This is a genomic window from Arenibacterium sp. CAU 1754, assembly GCF_054482635.1.
The window spans coordinates 627,773-643,814 of sequence record NZ_JBTLRG010000002.1 but is presented as its reverse complement, the minus strand read 5'-3'; the positions used below and the strand labels follow the sequence as shown (position 1 = coordinate 643,814).

Genomic DNA, 16,042 nt, shown 5'->3' with positions numbered 1-16,042 from the left:
AGCCGCGCGATGGCCCGCATCAGTCGAAATCGAAAATCTCGGCCAGGATGCTTTTGCGTTTCTTCTTGTGTTTCTTTGGCGGATATCGGGTCGCCCGCTCGTAGCGGACCTCGTCATGCCGGTCGTCGTATGACTGGCCCCTTCGGTCCTCGTACCGGGCCTCGTCATGCCGATCATCGGAATAGGGTTCGCGCCATTCGCGCGGCGGTTCGGCCTGCGTGCGCGGCTTGGGGTCCGGATCGGGCAGAACCATCGGTTCGGTCGCCTTTTCGATGATCTTGTCCAGCTCGCCCCGGTCCAGCCAGACGCCCCGGCATTTCGGGCAGTAATCCACCTCGACCCCGTGGCGTTCGCTCATCTTCAAATCAATGTGGCACAGCGGACATTTCATCAAACGGCTCCTTCCCATTTTGGACACCCTTGATATGGGAAACCGGATGCCGCCCTGCAACCTTCGGCCACCCAGGACGTGCTCAGGGTTTCACGAACTTTGCACCCCCGACCGTGCGGGTGGTCTCGGTGCGGCGCCGGGCCGGTACCTGCCCCCGCGACACGATATGTGCCTCCGTGGGCTCGCACGCCACCCCGTTGCCATCCGCATCGTTGCGCACGTGATATCCCAACTCGCCCCGGTTGGCCGGGCTCAGCCCCACCTTGCCCGCCACACCGCACCCCGCCATCGCCGCGAGGTGCAGTACCGCCTCGCCCGGTTCATAGGGGCTGGTGCGGATATAGACCGACAGGGCAGTCGACGCCGTAATAATCGGTAAGGCAGCCAGCGCCCACATCACCCTGCGCGGTGACAGCGCCTTGGCCCGCAGCCGGTCGGCGCGGCGATGGCGGCGCGTTTGTTGGACCGGTTCTTTTAGCGGCTCGGCCAGGGACCCGTCGGTCAGCTTGATGTTGTCCCCCTGCACCTGCCCCCCCACCAGAAACCCGGGCTGCGCAATCTGTGGATGGCTTTCGGCCCAATCGCGAAACCGGTCATTGGTGATCACAGTCGCGTTCAGCTTTTGCGCATCTTCCAGCAGCAAAGGATCGGCCGGCGTGCCCTTGGGCGCAACAAAGACCTGGCGCGGTGAAAGTCCCAGTATACGCGCCAGCGGTCCGGGCCCCAGATAGCGATCGCGAACCTTGTATCCGACGTTTGCGTCAAACCAGACAACCGGCACCTTGTCCTGTTCGTGCAGCAGCCCCAGCAGCTGTTGCACGGTGCCGAGGGATGCGCTGTCGTCCTTCCAGTGCATTACATTGGATCCGTCAATCACAACGTATGTCGGCGACTTGCGCCATAACGCCCTGATGAAAATAACCGTGGCTGAAAAGAACACGGTGGCACTGAGCAGAAGGACATCGCTGAGAACCGGACCGTAGATCAGAACGGATGCGGCCATACCTGAAAGAGACAACAAGAAAAGCAACAACGGCGCACTCATAAGTAGAGTATGGGCCACATATTCGCCTTTGCGTCAACCATGCCCGGAATCGATTTCGGCCTGTTGCGCCGCCACCGACACGCCCCTAACCGTCAAACCCGCTTTTCAGGATCACCGGGACGATGATGTCTTCCTCGTCCACCAGATGCCGGTTCAGCAAGGTGCCAAATTCGTCCAGCCGGTCGGAAAACACACCGGCTTCGCCCCCCTGCAGCACCGCGTTTGCCGCACCGGCCATGTCGTGCAGCAGCCCGTCCATGGCGCCGTGGTCGGCCTCGAGCAGGTCAAACCCCGCCTCGATCCGCCGGTCCAATTGTACAAGACGCGGGAAATAATGGTGATCCTCGATCTGGTGATGGCCGTGCAATTCGTTCAGCAACATGCCGCCATAGCGCGACAGGCGCGGGGCATAGGCCTTGAAGTCGAGATGCCCGTCCACATGGGCTTGAACGTCACGCTCCATCCGTTCCAGAATCTGGCGGAACATCATGTGTCGTTGCAACCAGAATTCGACCATGCCGCCGAAATTCGGATGCGCCTGCCACGCCTCGCGCGGGATTTCCGTTACCAAAACACGCAGCGCGTCGGGCAGCCCGGCGCGCTGGTTCAGTTCAAGGGTGTCGTTCGCATTCATCCCGCGCAGGTAGTGCACTGCCCGCGTCAGGGCAAGGCTTCTCCGCGCGGCAGGTGTGACGCGGGATCAGCGCACCACATGCACCGCGCAGGGTGCGTGGCGCACGACCTGTGCCGCGGTGGACCCAAGCAACAGGTCGCTCATCCCGGGGCGATGCGACGCGATGATGATCAGGTCAGGATGATTTTCCCTTGCCCAGTCCAGAATGCTGCGGCCCGAATGGCCTTCGATGACAACGCCGGTGGCATTGGGCAGTTCGGCGGCCATGTCGCTCAGTTTTCCGGCGATGGCTTTGCGCGCCTCGGCCATGTAATCGGGCGGCAAATAGGAAATCGCATAGCCGGGGATATGTTCGACGACATGCAACAGCGTGATCTTGGCCTCTGGCGTCGCCAGCAATTGGGCCAACTTCAGCGGGGCCGAGGTATCGCGCTCGGCGTCAAAGGCGATGGGAACGAGAATATTGTGATACATCCGAAATCTCCTGATCTGTTCCCACACAGATTGGACCGGATCGGAGCCGGCAACATTGATTCAAATCATACGGGTCGGCTGGCATTATAGCGCGTCCAGTGCCGCCTCGACCTCGCGCACAAGGGCGGCCACCTCTGCGTGCGCGGGGCCCTTGGGCGCCTCAAGCGCCGCCTTGCCCTTGCCCAGCGTTTCGGCATAGACGACCCGGTTCGCCATCGGTGTCTTTGCCACCTCAGCGTCCATCTCGGCAGCCTTTTCAGCAACGTCAGCGGCCAAGCGCGTGCCCGCGCGGGCGCGTGTCATGACCATCATCGTCGGAACGTTCTCACGTGCGGCGAGGAACAGAACCACTTCGACAGCCCAAAGATCCAGATGCGAAGTCGCAACCGGGATCAGAACCAGATCCGACGCCCTGAGCGCCGGACGCAGGTCGCTGTCGGCCTTGGGCGGCGTGTCGATGATGACAATGTCATGCGCCTCGGCCAGCTTGCGGCATTCATAGGGCACTCCCCAGGCCGAGGCAGTCGAAAACTCCAGCCCCGGGTCCCCTTGCTCTTCCATACGGGTCATGAACCAGCGCCCTGCGCTGCCCTGCGGGTCGGTATCCATCAGGGCCACGGATTTCCCGGCCTTGGCAAAACCGACGGCCAGGTTGACGGCCAGCGTCGTCTTGCCGGCCCCGCCTTTTTGTTGTGCGATTGTGATGACACGTCCCATCCGAGACTCCTGTCCTTGCTGCATTGCAGCATATCACTTCGCCGCATCTGCGCAATGGGCATTCCGCCACAGGGATCCGATCACGCGGTAACGATGCGTTAACCATGCTTAACGAATATGAGCGCGGAGGATATCGGAATGCGACGCGCTCTGGCGATCTTGCTGTGCTGCCTGACGGTCGCGCCACCTGCCCGCGCGGGGGGATGGATGCGTGAGACCGGGCAATTCTTTCTCTCGACCGGCAACACCCTGCGTAAAACGCCCGAGTCTCTGGCCTCCAATACTGAAATCTACGGCGAATACGGTCTGAAACCGCGCCTCACACTGGGTGTCGCGATAAACGATACCTCTGCCACTTATGGCCATGTCATCGGCTTTCTGCGGTTCCCGCTCGGCAATCTCGACAAACCGCACAGTATGTCCCTGGAACTCGGCGCTGGAAGTCACTATCGCATCGGCCAGTGGCACGCCATGTTCAAATCTACCCTCGCCTATGGGCGCGGCTTTGAACGGCGCTGGGGCCACGGGTGGATGAATATCGAGGCGACCCTGGAACGCCGGCTGGGCGAGGCCCGGCCGATCTACAAACTGGACACGACAATCGGGCAATCCTCGGGCGCGCGGCTCCGTCCCATGTTCAAGCTGGGGGCCAGCCATATTTCGGGACAGCCGCTGTCGGTAACCGGCTCGGCCCACCTGATGTTCGACACCAAAGGGAAGAAAAAGAAAACGTCGACCTGGGTCCTGGGGATCGAACGTAAAACAGGCGCCGTCCCTGCCACCGGCATAGGGTTCGAGGTCTGGCGCAAGTTCTGATCGTCTTGAGGATCGCGTATCACGCGCCTAACATCGCACGCATGACAAACCCGATCCGCCCCACTGATGACGATGCCCGCCAGATGGCGCGCGACCTGCTAGGTGCGGCGCGGATCGCGTCCTTGGGCGTGATCCAGCCGGACGGAAGCCCGCTGGTGACGCGCGTCGCCTTCGGCGCGGGACCTGACGGCACGCCGCTGACGCTGGTTTCGGACTTGTCGATGCACACATCCGCCCTGCGCGCCCACAAAGCCTGTTCCCTTCTGATTGGTGACCCCGGCACGCGCGGTGACCCGCTGAACCAGCCCCGCCTGACACTCCAGGCGCAGGCAACCTTTCTGTCCCACAGCGCGCCGCATTATGCGGAAATGGCCACGCATTACCTGCGCAGCCATCCCAAGGCGAAACTTTACATAGATTTCGCCGATTTTTCCTTTGTCCTTTTCAGCGTCTCGCTCGGGTTTCTGAACGGCGGCTTTGGCAAGGCGTTTCACCTGGCGCCACGGGACATGGGTTTGCCAGACCCTTCAGGTATCGATCCGAACTGACATTGCTACCTCGCCCTGCACCGGTTCATCCCAGACCAGAACAACCTGATCCTTGTCCGCCCCTTGGTTGACGCGCGCGAATGGCACCGAATGACGGGCCTGCCCCGCGGCGTTCGTGATCGCCTCCAGCGCAACCACGCTGTCGACGCCACGTGCCTGACCGCCAAACGGTAGTTCCCCATTCATGTCGATAGACCAGCTTTGCGCAACTGACCCTTCGGTGTGGCGGACACGCAGCGGGTTTGCGACCTGCTTGCTGACCTGATGATAGGAATTGCCTTGGAAACTCACATCCTTGTGTCGGCCGTGGTCCAGCGGGGCAAAGCTGGTATCGACCCGCTCGGCCCTGTCGATCGAGCCGTTGGTGCTGCGGAACTTGTTCCCCGAAACCGTCACCCCGTTCAGGAAATGCCCGGTGCCATAGGGTTTGACCACAATGTAGCTGAACCACGGGGCCACATTGCCCGACAGAAAGATGTTGTCAGTGATGCTCATCGCGCTGAAGGAAAACCCGCTGACGAAATCGGGGAACGGATCACGTTCATTTGTCCATTCAATTGTGCAATTGTCGATGTAATTGCCGGTAATCGTTGCGCTCGCATAGTTGTTGGCGACAACGATGCCCGCCGTCCGTGTCCCGTCAACGACATTGTCCCCCTGAAAGAAATGGTTCCCGATCACAACGCTGTTGGAACCTTCCAGCACCGCGAAATGGCGGAACTTGGTGGCCCGGTTGTTGCGCAGTTTCACGTCATTGGCATTGGCGTTCAGGGCAATCGACACCCGGTCGGCCACGTCCAGCGCATCCTCGTTCGACAGGAACTGGCAGCGGTCGATCAGCATGCCCTGGCACCCTTCCCCGATCGAGGTGATGCCACGGTCCCTGGGCCGCGTGACAAAGCAATCGCGCATGTTGAAGATCACCCCGCTGGGCGCAAGCCGCACCGCGCTGCTCAGACCGTTGCACTGGAATTCGATGTCAGAGAGGCCGAATTTGCTCAGCTGACTGAAACCGCTGAAATCCAGCAGGTATTTGAAATCGCGAAAGGTGAAATCTTGCGTGCCCTCCGCGTCATAAAGCGGCGCGTTCAGCGTGATCTCTCCGGTTCCGACGTTCTTGGCGCGCACGTAGACCTCGCGCCCCACGCCATTGCCCTCGACCAATGCCCCCACGGGCACATTGGCCACGTTGACCACATTGCTCAGCTTGCGGGGGTCCGCAGCGGCATAGGTGGCCTGCGAGGTCACGGTTTGCGTATCCCACGCCGCCGCCCCTGTGGCCTCCAACTGCCCGTTGCGAATGACGCGGCGGGTGGCATAGCTGGTCTTGTTCGGAACCGCCGCCTGCATGTTGATGGGCGCACTGACCGTCAACTTGCGCCCGCCCATATCCAGCGATTCATGATCGGCGTTGTTCAACAGCGCCTGAAATGCCTTTTTGAACGCCAGTTCCTCGTCGCCAAAGGCAGCGATGTAATGGGGCAGATCATATGTTTTGGTCAAAAGCAGCATCTTGTCGGCGGGCATTGTGACCGTGCCCTCGAATTCGACGGGCGAGTCAAAGGTGACGCTGTCGGCTAGGTGGTACACGCCGGCCGGTACCAGAACCCGCCGACCGGCGGCCGCGTTGTCGGCGGCGGCAAAGGCCGCAGTGTTGTCCTTCACCCCGTCGCCCACGGCGCCAAAATCGCGGACATCGACAACGCTGATCATGTCGCGCAGGAAATAAGACGTGACATCGGAAATATCGACATCGTCAATCCGCACAACGCCGCCAGTTGCCCCGGTCAGATCAATTCCGAAATGCCCATACAGCGCCCCGGTGCCCCAGGGCATATCAACGCCGCCACGAGCTCCAGCCCCGACAATCGCCGTGACCTCGACCACGTCGCCATAACTGCTGATGGTCGTTGCCGGGCCCGCCTCGGTCAGACCGTCCACATGCACACCGCCCGCGCCCCCAGCCCAACCGGCAACGCGCACAGTAGGCAAATTCCCGCTGACCGCTTTGACCCGCACGCGAATCTGCAGATAGCAGCCGGGCAAAAGCGGCGTTTCCCCCATATAGCGCAGCTTTTGTACGGCCTGGGTTTTCTGAATCTCCAGACAGCTGCCAAAATCCTGATCCGCCGGAACGAACACGGCATTCACCGCTCCGTCATAGGTGTCCGACCCCGGCGTGCCGTCCCCGCTTGACCAGACATCCAGCCCGTTTTCGAACGCAGGCGGCATCAAAAGCACGCCATCGGTGATTGCCTTGTTCATCCAAATCCCTTTCCCGAATCCACCCGACCGGGACGCCCGGACAGGCCAAACCTGTGCCCTTGGGAAACCGTCCCTTGGGTGCAGGCCGGGGTAATGAAAAAGGATTAAAAGGCTCTCACGGCACCGTCACGGTGCTCCCGGTGTACCGGGGTCTTCAGGCCCCGACTGTGGCCGAGTCCGTAAGCTGCACGGCGTTGATTTTCCACCCGCTTTCCAGCTCGACCATCTGATAGTCCAACAGGTGAATATTGCCTTGCGCGTCGGTCACCATGACCTTCTGCCACAGCGATCCGGAAATCTCGCGCAACTCCAGAAACTGAACATCCGAGGGCTGCCAGACCATCGGGTATCCATCCCGGACCATGAACCCGAAGTTTTCAGGCGTGCGAAAGATTTTCTGGATCGTCGGACTGGCATAGCCAAAGGCCTCGGCCAGATCCCCCACCAGGAACGCATCCAGCTGCGCCCCGATGGTTTCTTCAATTTCAACGTCCTTTGCGGACGCGGGACCAACAAAACCAATTACCAGACACAGCACAATCAGGATACGACGCATAGGGTCCTCCGGTCTGAGTTCAGCCGAACCCTACAGCAACACTCACCAACAGTGAATCCTTGAACGGGGAATTCTGCCGATGGCGTGGTCAGACCAGCTCACCCGCCAGGGCGCGATCGATCAGGGCCACCGTTTCATCAACACCGTAAAGCGCGATGAACCCACCAAAGCGCGGCCCTTGGCTGGCACCCAGCAGCACCTCGTACAGCGCCGTGAACCAGCCTCGCATCGGATCGAACCGCTCGCGCCCGACAGAATAAACGACCGATTGCAGCGCCTCATCCTCGACCGGCCCGTCATAGGCGACCAGTTCGGCCCGCAACGCCTCAAGCGCCTCACGCTCCTGATCGGTCGGGGCGCGGAACTGGCGGGTCGGTTTGACGAAATCGTTGAAATACCGCACCGCAAAGGCGGCCGCATTGTCCAGATCCGGATGTGTCTCGGGCGAGGCATCCGGCGCATAGCGGTTGATGAACCCCCACAACTGTTCCTTTTCCTCGGCCCCCGAAACCGAGGCCAGGTTCAACAGCATGGCAAACGGCACGACCAGGGTCGATTCCGGGACATCCCCACCGTGGATATGCCACACCGGATTGTTCAACTGCGCCTTCAGGTCCTGTCCCGGATAGGCGCGCAACTGCTGGTGGTATTCATCGACCGCCTTGGGGATGACATCGAAATACATCCGCTTGGCCGTCTTCGGCTTTTGATACATGAAATACGACAGGCTTTCGGCGCTGGCATAGGTCAGCCATTCGTCAATCGACACACCATTGCCGCTCGACTTTGAAATCTTCTGCCCGTTCTCATCCAGGAACAGCTCATAGGTGAAATGCTCCGGCGCGGGCGCGCCCAGCACCCGGCAAATCCCGTCATAGATCGGCGTATTGGTTGAATGGTCCTTGCCGTACATCTCGAAGTCGACGCCCAGCGCCGCCCAGCGCGCGCCGAAATCAGGCTTCCACTGCAATTTCACGTTGCCACCGGTGACCGGCAGCGTCCATTCCTTGCCATCCTCATCGTCAAAGGTGACGGTGTAATTCTCGGCATCGACCTTTTTCATCGGCACGTACAAAACCCGCCCGGTTTCGGGATGGATCGGCAAAAAGATCGAATAGGTCTGCTGACGTTCCTCGCGCAACGACTTGAGCATGATCTTCATGACGTCGTCATACCGCTCACAGGCGCGCTTCAGCACCTCGTCAAACTGCCCCGAGCGATAGAACTCGGTCGCGCTGATGAATTCGTATTCAAACCCGAACGTGTCCAGGAACCGGCGCAGCATCGCGTTGTTATGCGCGCCAAAACTCTCATGCGTGCCAAACGGATCAGGGACCGAGGTCAGCGGCTTTTGCAGATGCTCCTGCAACATGTCCTGGTTCGGCACGTTGCCCGGCACTTTGCGCATCCCGTCCAGATCGTCCGAGAAACAGATCAGCTTGGTCGGAATGTCCGAAATCACCTCGAAGGCGCGTTTGATCATCGTGGTGCGCGCGACCTCGCCAAAGGTACCGATATGGGGCAGACCCGACGGCCCGTACCCGGTTTCAAACAGGACATATCCTTTTTCGGGCGCACCCTTGGCATAGCGTTTGGCAACCCGACGTGCCTCTTCAAAAGGCCAGGCTTTCGACGCAAGGGCCGCTTCGCGCATCTCAGACATGTCACACTCCGGATCAAAGGCTGCGCACTTCGCGTAACCTAGCGACGGTTCCTATTGTGCTGCGCCTGTGGCGTCAATATTCTGCACTGCAACAGAATTCACACAAAGGACACGTATACCGTGACCGACAATACTCCTCACGTTCTCAGCGCCCAGGACTGCCTTGTGGCGCTCATGGTTGCGGTTTCCGCGTCTGACGAAAACATCCGCACTGCTGAACTGGTCAAGATCCAGTCATCGGTGAATATGCTGCCAGTCTTTGCCGGGTATGACATCGATCGCATGAACACCGTGTCCCAGATCGTTTTCGACCTGTTCGAACAGGAAGACGGGCTTGACGCGCTGTTTGGCCTGATCCGTGACAACCTGCCCGAGCGCCTGTTCGAAACAGCTTATGCTCTGGCCTGCGACGTGGCCGCTGCCGATGGCACGCTTGCGGAATCCGAACTGCGCCTGCTTGAGGAAATGCGCTATGAACTTGTCATTGACCGCCTGCATGCAGCCGCGATCGAACGGGGCGCACGCGCGCGCCACCTGACCTGAACCGGTGAAGGTTCGCGCCCTCCTCTCACGCTGCAACCCGTTGCTTTGCCTCCTGTCGGGCGCCGTGATCTGGCTGTGCATCTTTTGCACAGACGCCATCGCCGCCACGCTTGAGGCAAGGATCGATAAATCCGACCAGGAAATGACCGTCTATCGTGAGGGCAAACTGCTGTATCGCTGGCCGGTCTCGACCGCGCGACCCGGCAAGAACACACCGACCGGGGTGTTCAGACCAAAGGCGCTGAAACGGATGCATTTCTCGACCATCTATGACAGGGCACCAATGCCGTTTTCCATCTTCTTTGCCGGCAACTACGCCATTCACGGCACCACCCAGATTGAAAAACTCGGCTGTGTCGCATCGGCCGGATGCGTCCGCCTGCACCCCGATAATGCTGAAATCCTGTTCAACATGGTGCTTGAGGTCGGCATGTCAGACACTTTGATCATCGTTCGGGACTGATGACTTCCGGCCCGTCCCGAAAGCCGCGTCCTAACTCCCGTACAACAACCCCCACCGCTCGATCAGAACCTGCTGGAATTTCTTGGCCCGGCTGTTGTAACTGCGCGCGCCTTGCGGGGTTTCGCGGTCCGCCTTCTTGATCCGCGACCGCGTCGCCGTGTCGGCCGCGAAAATGGCAAAGGCCAGTTCGGTGCCATCCGCCGCTGTCATGAACCCGCCCAGACCCGACACGAAATTCAAAGTTCCGGTCTTGGCATTCACCTTGATCGGATGGTCCCGCAAAAGCCGTCCTTTCGCATCACGTATTGCGATGGTTTTCAGCAACGGGCGCAGCGCACCGCGTTTGCGCACCTCAACCAGCGCACCCACCAGATCCTCAGCGGTCATTCGTGATCCGTCCCCCAAACCCGAATGATCGACCAGCAGCGTGTTCTTCATTCCGAACCGATGCTCGGCCCATTTACTCATATGCCGCGCCGAGGCCCTGATCGAGGCCGGATGCCCCGCCAATCGCGTTGTCGCGCTCAGCCCGATCATTTCCGCCGTCAGGTTGGTCGAATACTTAAGCATCCCCTTCAGGATCGACCACAACGGCGCGCTTTGGTGGGTCACCAGCGTATCGCCGCCGGGCGGCAAGCTGCGGGTCGACTCTGCCTGTTTCAGAACAATGCCGTGCGATCGCACGAGCGAGCGCATCACATCGCCCGCGTAATCTGCCGGCTTTCGTACCGGCAACCAGCGCGACCCGCCGCGGCCCAACGCACCGCGCGCGACAGTCCAATGCTCGACCGCCTTGCTGTCGTCATAGGTGAACACCGGTGTCTGCCGGTCCACCACACGCATGCGCGCCATTTGCACTTCCGGGCGGTACCGCTCAGTGCGGGCATCCATGCTGATGGCATAGCCGTTGCCACCCTTTTTCCATTCGAAATGCACCCGGTTGAAATTCAGTGCAATGCCGGACACTGCCGGATTGTATCCCACCTGGTCAGGCTGCGCGTCATCTATACTGCGCAACCGGGGCAAGGCCCCGTCATGCACCAGAAACCGGCCCCGAACTTCGCGCAAGCCGCTCACCTTGAGTTGTCTGGCCATCTCCGCCAGATGATCGGTATTGAGCAACGGATCACCGCCGCCGACCAGCAAAAGGTCACCATCCAAAACCCCGTTCTGCACCGGCGCCGTTGCCATCAGCCGTGTGACAAACCGATGATCCCCGCCCAGAACCTCAAGCGCATAAAGCGCCGTCAGCGTTTTGGTCACGCTGGCCGGGGGCAGAGCCAGATCGCCTTTGACGGACTCCAGCCGCAGACCCGATTTCACATCCGCCACCGCCCAGGCGACCTGCCCAGAAAGCCCCGCCTTAGACACCATCGTCTCGGGCCGGCCTGCCGGGCGCGCGCGCGCGGCTGCGCCACGCATCTGCGGACGCAGCGAACGGGACGGCGCATTGGCCGCGACCGGGTTGGCGGCCAGAACGGCCCCCAACCCGGCAATCAAACGACGTCTGGTCATGCGTTCGAACATGCCAGCACTAAACCGCAGACCGTCGGTGCTGACAAGCGCAACACAGGCAGCTACCGCAGGCCGATCCAACCTGCTATGGCCAGCGCATGTGGCAGGCTGTTCTCATCATGTTCGTCGCTATGTCGTTGATCCCGGCCGGGGACATGTCGGGCAAGCTTCTGACGACGGCCCACGGTGTTGAACCGGCGTTTGTCGCATGGTCGCGCTTTATCATCGGCATCGCGCTGATTCTTCCCTTTGTGCCCAATCGCGCGTGGCGGTTGCTGACCGATTGGCGCGTCTGGCTCAGGGCATCCTTTCTCGCGGCGGGCATCTTTTCGATCCAGAACGCCCTGCGTACCGAACCCCTGGCCAATGTCTTTGCCGCCTTCTTCATCGGTCCGATCCTCAGCTATGTGCTGTCGGCCCTGGTCCTGCGCGAACCGGCCAGCCTCCTGCGTAGTGCACTGATGGCGGTCGGCTTTTGCGGCGTGCTTTTGGTTGTGCGACCCGGTTTTGGTGGCACAATCGGCCTAGCCTGGGCCGTGCTTGCCGGCTCCTGCTACGGCGCCTTCCTGACGGCGTCGCGCTGGCTGTCCGACCTCGGCTCACCGCTCGAACTCAGCCTCACCCAACTGGTCATCAGCGCAATTCTGGTGCTGCCCTTTGGCCTGATGGCCCTGCCCGCGCCGACCTGGCCCATCGCAGGCCTTTCCCTGGCCAGCGCCGGTTTCTCCATGTCGGGCAATCTTTTGCTGCTGTTTGCATACGCCCGCGCCCCGGCCACGGTTCTGGCCCCGCTGGTCTATTTTCAGCTGATCGCCGCCACCGGCCTTGGCTGGCTTATCTTTCAGGACCTGCCCGATACGCTCACATGGGTGGGTCTGGCCCTTGTTATCGGCGCCGGGCTCGCCTCAACCTCGGTGCGACGTTGACCATTCGCCCTTGGCGCGGATTTCGGTCGAGCTGAAATCCACCATCGGCACATTCACGAAACACCACGCCGGCGCATGCGAATGGGCCAGCAATTGGCTCGCCGATCCGCTGATCCGATACCGCGCATATATCCGTGCCGCCGGCGACATCCGCGCCGAAATCCGATCACCCGGCCGCGCCAAAACACCAACCGGCACGGTGTCCATCACATAGCGCCAGTTCTTCCACAGATGAAAACTCGCCAGGTTGTCCGCCCCCATCAGCCAGACGAACCGCACCCCGGGATAGAGCGTGGCCAACGCGGCCACCGTATCGGCCGTAACCCGGGTATTCAGCTGCGCCTCGATGTCGGTCACCGTCACACGCGGGTCCTGCATCAGCGCCCGTGCCGCCGCCATACGCTCCGGCAAGGGCGCCGGTCCCTGCGCTTTCAGCGGGTTGCCCGGCGTCACCAGCCACCACACCCGGTCCAGCCCAAATCGCTTCAGCGCCTGCTTGGTGATATGCACATGCCCCGCATGCGGCGGATCAAAAGAGCCGCCCAGCAACCCGATCGTCTGACCGGCCCGCGCATATGGAAACCTGTTTCTCATTCGCCTTCGCCTAGCTCAGGTGCCTGTCCCGCGTCCAGCGGTTTCCATCCCGCCGCCATCCCACAACCGGGCCCCCGACGCGGCTCACCAGCGCCGATCATCCGGACGCCCGCTGATCATTGCCATTACCGCCTGTACTCACTATCTCTGCCCAAACCCAGAATGAGCGGAGCATCCCATGGCAGCCTATCAGTACGTCTATCACATGTCCGGCGTGTCAAAGACCTATCCCGGTGGCAAGAAATGTTTTGAAAACATCAACCTGAACTTCCTGCCCGGCGTGAAAATCGGCGTGGTCGGCGTCAACGGCGCAGGTAAATCGACCCTGATGAAAATCATGGCCGGCCTCGATACCGATTTTACGGGCGAGGCATGGGCCGCCGAAGGCGCCAAGGTCGGGTACCTCCCGCAGGAACCACAGCTTGATGACTCGCTTAACGTGCGTGAAAACGTCATGCTGGGCGTGAAAGAGAAAAAGGACATTCTCGACCGCTACAACGAACTGGCGATGAATTACTCGGACGAAACCGCCGATGAAATGGCCAAGTTGCAGGACCAGATCGACGCCGAAAACCTCTGGGATCTCGACAGCCAGATCGACGTCTCGATGGAGGCGCTGCGCTGCCCGCCGGACGACGCCAATATCGCCGATCTCTCGGGCGGTGAAAAACGCCGTGTCGCGCTGTGCAAACTCCTGCTCGAAGCGCCCGACATGCTGCTTCTTGACGAACCGACCAACCACCTGGACGCGGAAACCATCGCCTGGCTGCAACAGCACCTGATCGACTACAAGGGCACCATCCTGATTGTCACCCATGACCGCTATTTCCTGGATGACATCACCGGATGGATTCTCGAACTCGACCGCGGCCGCGGCATCCCCTACGAGGGCAACTATTCCGCCTGGCTGGAACAAAAGGCCAAGCGGCTGGAGCAGGAAGCCCGCGAAGACAAATCCAAACAGAAAACGCTGGAACGCGAACTGGAATGGATGCGCCAGGGCGCCAAGGCCCGTCAGGCCAAATCCAAGGCCCGGATCGCCGCCTACAATGAAATGGCCGACACATCCGAGCGTGAAAAACTCGCCCGCGCCCAGATCGTCATCCCCAACGGCCCGCGTCTCGGCTCAAAGGTGATCGAGGTGAACGGGTTGTCCAAGCACATGGGCGACAAGCAGCTGATCGAAAACCTGTCCTTTGCCCTGCCCCCGGGCGGCATCGTCGGGGTGATCGGCCCCAACGGCGCGGGTAAATCGACCCTGTTCAAGATGCTGACCGGGCAGGAAAAACCCGATGCAGGTACAATCGAATACGGCGACACGGTTGACCTGTCCTACGTCGATCAGTCCCGCGATGACCTTCTGCCCGATGACACCGTCTGGCAGGCCATTACAGGCGGCGCCGAACTGATCCAACTGGGCGATGCCGAGGTTAACTCGCGCGCCTATTGTTCGTCCTTCAACTTCAAGGGCGGCGATCAGCAGAAGAAAGTCGGCCTGCTCTCGGGCGGGGAACGCAACCGCGTCCACATGGCCCGGCTGCTGAAAGAGGGCGGCAATGTCCTCCTCCTCGATGAACCGACCAACGACCTTGACGTCGAAACCCTGCGCGCGTTGGAAGACGCCCTTGTCGATTTCGCCGGCTGCGCCGTCGTCATCTCGCACGACCGTTTCTTCCTTGACCGTATCTGTACCCACATCCTTGCCTTCGAGGGCGAGGCCCACGTGGAATGGTTCGAAGGTAATTTCGAGGATTACGAGGAAGACAAGAAACGGCGCTTGGGGGCGGACGCGCTGGAGCCGAAACGATTGAAGTTCAAGAAGTTTACCCGATAATTCGGGTAAACTTCTTGGGTCCGAGGAGCCGGTTGCACAGCAACGGCCTACGTACTCCTCAGAATTTCTAGGCGGGCGGGTCATCGGGCCGCCCTTTAATGCGTAATCTGCCCCATAACCAGACCGCGGGTCGAACGCCGTCTTGCAAACTGTCCAGTGGACAGTTTGAGGCCGCAGAGGGCTGAAAGCCCCGGGGGCGATGCAATCGCACCCGCCGTCGCACCAGAGGTACGCCTATGAAAAAATGGCACGCCTTTGGCGTGACAGGGCGGTCGGATGCGGCGAAAACGCGAAGCGTTTCCGCGTTGCGCGCGACGTGAGGGGTCTCTTTGAAGAAACCCTCGGCTGTACCACACTCACCCCATGCGCATCCTTGTTTCAATTTTCTTCTGCGCCTTTCTCACCGCCTGTGGCGTCGTGAATTACGACGCCGCGCCCGAGGGTGATTTCGCTGGCTCTCTTCTCGTCATGTGGGTGGATGACGGGAATGATCTTGGCTCGGGCCGGTTTGTCTTTGTGCCCAGCCGGACCCGCCCGCTGACCTTTACGCGCCGCGCGTCCGGCGGCTCGATCACCACGATCGCCCCCGACATGATGTATACCGATGGCGGGTCGATCCCCCGGCAGGCACAGCTGTTTTCCGGCTTTTCGCCCTGGGGCTATGCGCCCGCCTATATGGTGCATGATTGGATATTCGTTGCACGCCATTGCCTGAACGACGGCACGCCCACCGACGACATGCGCAAATTCGAAAAAATGACGTTTCAGGAAAGCGCCGAAGTCATTGCCGAGGCGATCAAGACGCTCACCCTGTCGGGCCGGGTCAAGGAACACGAAATCGCCTCGCATGTGATTTCCGGCATCGTTTCGGGGCCAATTTCCTATCAGCGCTGGATCGTGAAAGGCGCCTGCGAGGGTGACATCGTTTCAAAAGACCACCGCGACGAGGTGAACGCCGCGCTGGATCGTCGGGCCGGGATCAGGACCGACCTGCGCCGCGCCCCCCGGGCCCGTTTCGTGGCCGAACTGTCGTTTTAGCCACCCGTCTGACCAGCCCA

Annotated in this window: 17 protein-coding genes; 7 read left to right on the top strand and 10 right to left on the bottom strand. The window is 60.8% G+C overall.

Features of this window, described 5'->3' with window-relative positions; genetic code table 11:
- Positions 1-19 precede the first annotated feature (19 nt).
- The 5 genes from ACXYMO_RS09905 to parA form a co-directional block, all read right to left on the bottom strand.
- A complete protein-coding gene (locus ACXYMO_RS09905) occupies positions 20-391 on the bottom strand; it encodes a TFIIB-type zinc ribbon-containing protein (RefSeq protein WP_458878536.1) in 372 nt (123 codons plus the stop codon).
- Positions 392-473: 82 nt separating this feature from the next.
- A complete protein-coding gene (locus ACXYMO_RS09900) occupies positions 474-1,394 on the bottom strand; it encodes an NYN domain-containing protein (RefSeq protein ID WP_458878535.1) in 921 nt (306 codons plus the stop codon).
- Between the two features lie 127 nt (positions 1,395-1,521).
- Positions 1,522-2,070 (bottom strand): hemerythrin domain-containing protein, encoded by a 549-nt coding sequence (locus ACXYMO_RS09895; RefSeq protein WP_458878534.1) that lies wholly within the window; start codon positions 2,068-2,070, stop codon positions 1,522-1,524.
- A gap of 66 nt (positions 2,071-2,136) precedes the next feature.
- Complete coding sequence (locus ACXYMO_RS09890; RefSeq protein WP_458878533.1) at positions 2,137-2,544, bottom strand: universal stress protein; 408 nt, start codon at positions 2,542-2,544, stop codon at positions 2,137-2,139.
- A gap of 84 nt (positions 2,545-2,628) precedes the next feature.
- Positions 2,629-3,261 carry a ParA family partition ATPase gene (gene parA / locus ACXYMO_RS09885; RefSeq protein WP_458878532.1) on the bottom strand — a complete coding sequence of 211 codons (633 nt, stop codon included), beginning with the start codon at positions 3,259-3,261 and terminating at the stop codon, positions 2,629-2,631.
- Positions 3,262-3,399: 138 nt separating this feature from the next.
- On the opposite strand from parA, the gene ACXYMO_RS09880 reads away from it, so the two are divergent.
- Together ACXYMO_RS09880 and ACXYMO_RS09875 are read left to right on the top strand one after the other, a co-directional pair.
- Entirely contained in the window at positions 3,400-4,077 is a 678-nt protein-coding gene (locus ACXYMO_RS09880; RefSeq protein ID WP_458878531.1) for a hypothetical protein, read from the top strand.
- A 41-nt stretch (positions 4,078-4,118) separates the two neighbouring features.
- Positions 4,119-4,625: a HugZ family pyridoxamine 5'-phosphate oxidase gene (locus ACXYMO_RS09875; RefSeq protein WP_458878530.1), complete on the top strand. Its 507-nt coding sequence runs from the start codon at positions 4,119-4,121 to the stop codon at positions 4,623-4,625.
- On the opposite strand, the gene ACXYMO_RS09870 is transcribed toward ACXYMO_RS09875, so the two are convergent.
- From ACXYMO_RS09870 to ACXYMO_RS09860, 3 genes are all read right to left on the bottom strand, one after another.
- Positions 4,605-6,890, bottom strand: a complete 2,286-nt coding sequence (locus ACXYMO_RS09870; protein WP_458878529.1) for a right-handed parallel beta-helix repeat-containing protein — start codon at positions 6,888-6,890, stop codon at positions 4,605-4,607. The genes ACXYMO_RS09875 and ACXYMO_RS09870 overlap by 21 nt on opposite strands.
- A gap of 154 nt (positions 6,891-7,044) precedes the next feature.
- Positions 7,045-7,446 carry a DUF4864 domain-containing protein gene (locus tag ACXYMO_RS09865; RefSeq protein WP_458878528.1) on the bottom strand — a complete coding sequence of 134 codons (402 nt, stop codon included), beginning with the start codon at positions 7,444-7,446 and terminating at the stop codon, positions 7,045-7,047.
- A gap of 88 nt (positions 7,447-7,534) precedes the next feature.
- On the bottom strand, positions 7,535-9,109 hold the full coding sequence (locus ACXYMO_RS09860; protein ID WP_458878527.1) for a lysine--tRNA ligase: 1,575 nt from the start codon (positions 9,107-9,109) through the stop codon (positions 7,535-7,537).
- Positions 9,110-9,229: 120 nt separating this feature from the next.
- Here ACXYMO_RS09860 and ACXYMO_RS09855 point away from each other — a divergent pair, with 120 nt between their 5' ends.
- Together ACXYMO_RS09855 and ACXYMO_RS09850 are read left to right on the top strand one after the other, a co-directional pair.
- On the top strand, positions 9,230-9,652 hold the full coding sequence (locus tag ACXYMO_RS09855) for a tellurite resistance TerB family protein (RefSeq protein ID WP_458878526.1): 423 nt from the start codon (positions 9,230-9,232) through the stop codon (positions 9,650-9,652).
- A 64-nt stretch (positions 9,653-9,716) separates the two neighbouring features.
- Positions 9,717-10,115, top strand: coding sequence for a L,D-transpeptidase (locus ACXYMO_RS09850; protein WP_458878525.1), 399 nt, complete (start codon positions 9,717-9,719; stop codon positions 10,113-10,115).
- 30 nt (positions 10,116-10,145) lie between these two features.
- On the opposite strand, the gene dacB is transcribed toward ACXYMO_RS09850, so the two are convergent.
- Positions 10,146-11,642, bottom strand: coding sequence for a D-alanyl-D-alanine carboxypeptidase/D-alanyl-D-alanine endopeptidase (dacB, locus tag ACXYMO_RS09845; protein ID WP_458878524.1), 1,497 nt, complete (start codon positions 11,640-11,642; stop codon positions 10,146-10,148).
- Between the two features lie 86 nt (positions 11,643-11,728).
- Between dacB and ACXYMO_RS09840 the strand changes: the two genes are divergently transcribed.
- Positions 11,729-12,556, top strand: a complete 828-nt coding sequence (locus tag ACXYMO_RS09840) for a DMT family transporter (RefSeq protein WP_458878523.1) — start codon at positions 11,729-11,731, stop codon at positions 12,554-12,556.
- Here ACXYMO_RS09840 and ACXYMO_RS09835 read toward each other — a convergent pair.
- Positions 12,536-13,150, bottom strand: a complete 615-nt coding sequence (locus ACXYMO_RS09835; protein WP_458878522.1) for a nicotinate-nucleotide adenylyltransferase — start codon at positions 13,148-13,150, stop codon at positions 12,536-12,538. The two genes, ACXYMO_RS09840 and ACXYMO_RS09835, sit on opposite strands and share 21 nt — an antisense overlap.
- 178 nt (positions 13,151-13,328) lie before the next feature.
- Here ACXYMO_RS09835 and ettA point away from each other — a divergent pair, with 178 nt between their 5' ends.
- Positions 13,329-14,984, top strand: coding sequence for an energy-dependent translational throttle protein EttA (gene ettA / locus ACXYMO_RS09830; RefSeq protein ID WP_458878521.1), 1,656 nt, complete (start codon positions 13,329-13,331; stop codon positions 14,982-14,984).
- A 363-nt stretch (positions 14,985-15,347) separates the two neighbouring features.
- A complete protein-coding gene (locus ACXYMO_RS09825; protein WP_458878520.1) occupies positions 15,348-16,022 on the top strand; it encodes a hypothetical protein in 675 nt (224 codons plus the stop codon).
- Positions 16,023-16,042 lie beyond the last annotated feature (20 nt).

Bases quoted from the DNA above. Each gene is read 5' to 3' on its own strand.
- dacB (WP_458878524.1), bottom strand. From the start codon at position 11,642: ATGTTCGAACGCATGACCAGACGTCGTTTGATTGCCGGGTTGGGGGCC.
- ACXYMO_RS09865 (WP_458878528.1), bottom strand. From the start codon at position 7,446: ATGCGTCGTATCCTGATTGTGCTGTGTCTGGTAATTGGTTTTGTTGGT.
- ACXYMO_RS09880 (WP_458878531.1), top strand. From the start codon at position 3,400: ATGCGACGCGCTCTGGCGATCTTGCTGTGCTGCCTGACGGTCGCGCCA.
- ACXYMO_RS09860 (WP_458878527.1), bottom strand. From the start codon at position 9,109: ATGTCTGAGATGCGCGAAGCGGCCCTTGCGTCGAAAGCCTGGCCTTTT.
- ACXYMO_RS09875 (WP_458878530.1), top strand. From the start codon at position 4,119: ATGACAAACCCGATCCGCCCCACTGATGACGATGCCCGCCAGATGGCG.
- ACXYMO_RS09825 (WP_458878520.1), top strand. From the start codon at position 15,348: ATGCGCATCCTTGTTTCAATTTTCTTCTGCGCCTTTCTCACCGCCTGT.
- ACXYMO_RS09895 (WP_458878534.1), bottom strand. From the start codon at position 2,070: ATGAATGCGAACGACACCCTTGAACTGAACCAGCGCGCCGGGCTGCCC.
- ACXYMO_RS09890 (WP_458878533.1), bottom strand. From the start codon at position 2,544: ATGTATCACAATATTCTCGTTCCCATCGCCTTTGACGCCGAGCGCGAT.
- ACXYMO_RS09835 (WP_458878522.1), bottom strand. From the start codon at position 13,150: ATGAGAAACAGGTTTCCATATGCGCGGGCCGGTCAGACGATCGGGTTG.
- parA (WP_458878532.1), bottom strand. From the start codon at position 3,261: ATGGGACGTGTCATCACAATCGCACAACAAAAAGGCGGGGCCGGCAAG.
- ACXYMO_RS09870 (WP_458878529.1), bottom strand. From the start codon at position 6,890: ATGAACAAGGCAATCACCGATGGCGTGCTTTTGATGCCGCCTGCGTTC.
- ACXYMO_RS09840 (WP_458878523.1), top strand. From the start codon at position 11,729: ATGTGGCAGGCTGTTCTCATCATGTTCGTCGCTATGTCGTTGATCCCG.
- ACXYMO_RS09900 (WP_458878535.1), bottom strand. From the start codon at position 1,394: ATGGCCGCATCCGTTCTGATCTACGGTCCGGTTCTCAGCGATGTCCTT.
- ettA (WP_458878521.1), top strand. From the start codon at position 13,329: ATGGCAGCCTATCAGTACGTCTATCACATGTCCGGCGTGTCAAAGACC.
- ACXYMO_RS09905 (WP_458878536.1), bottom strand. From the start codon at position 391: ATGAAATGTCCGCTGTGCCACATTGATTTGAAGATGAGCGAACGCCAC.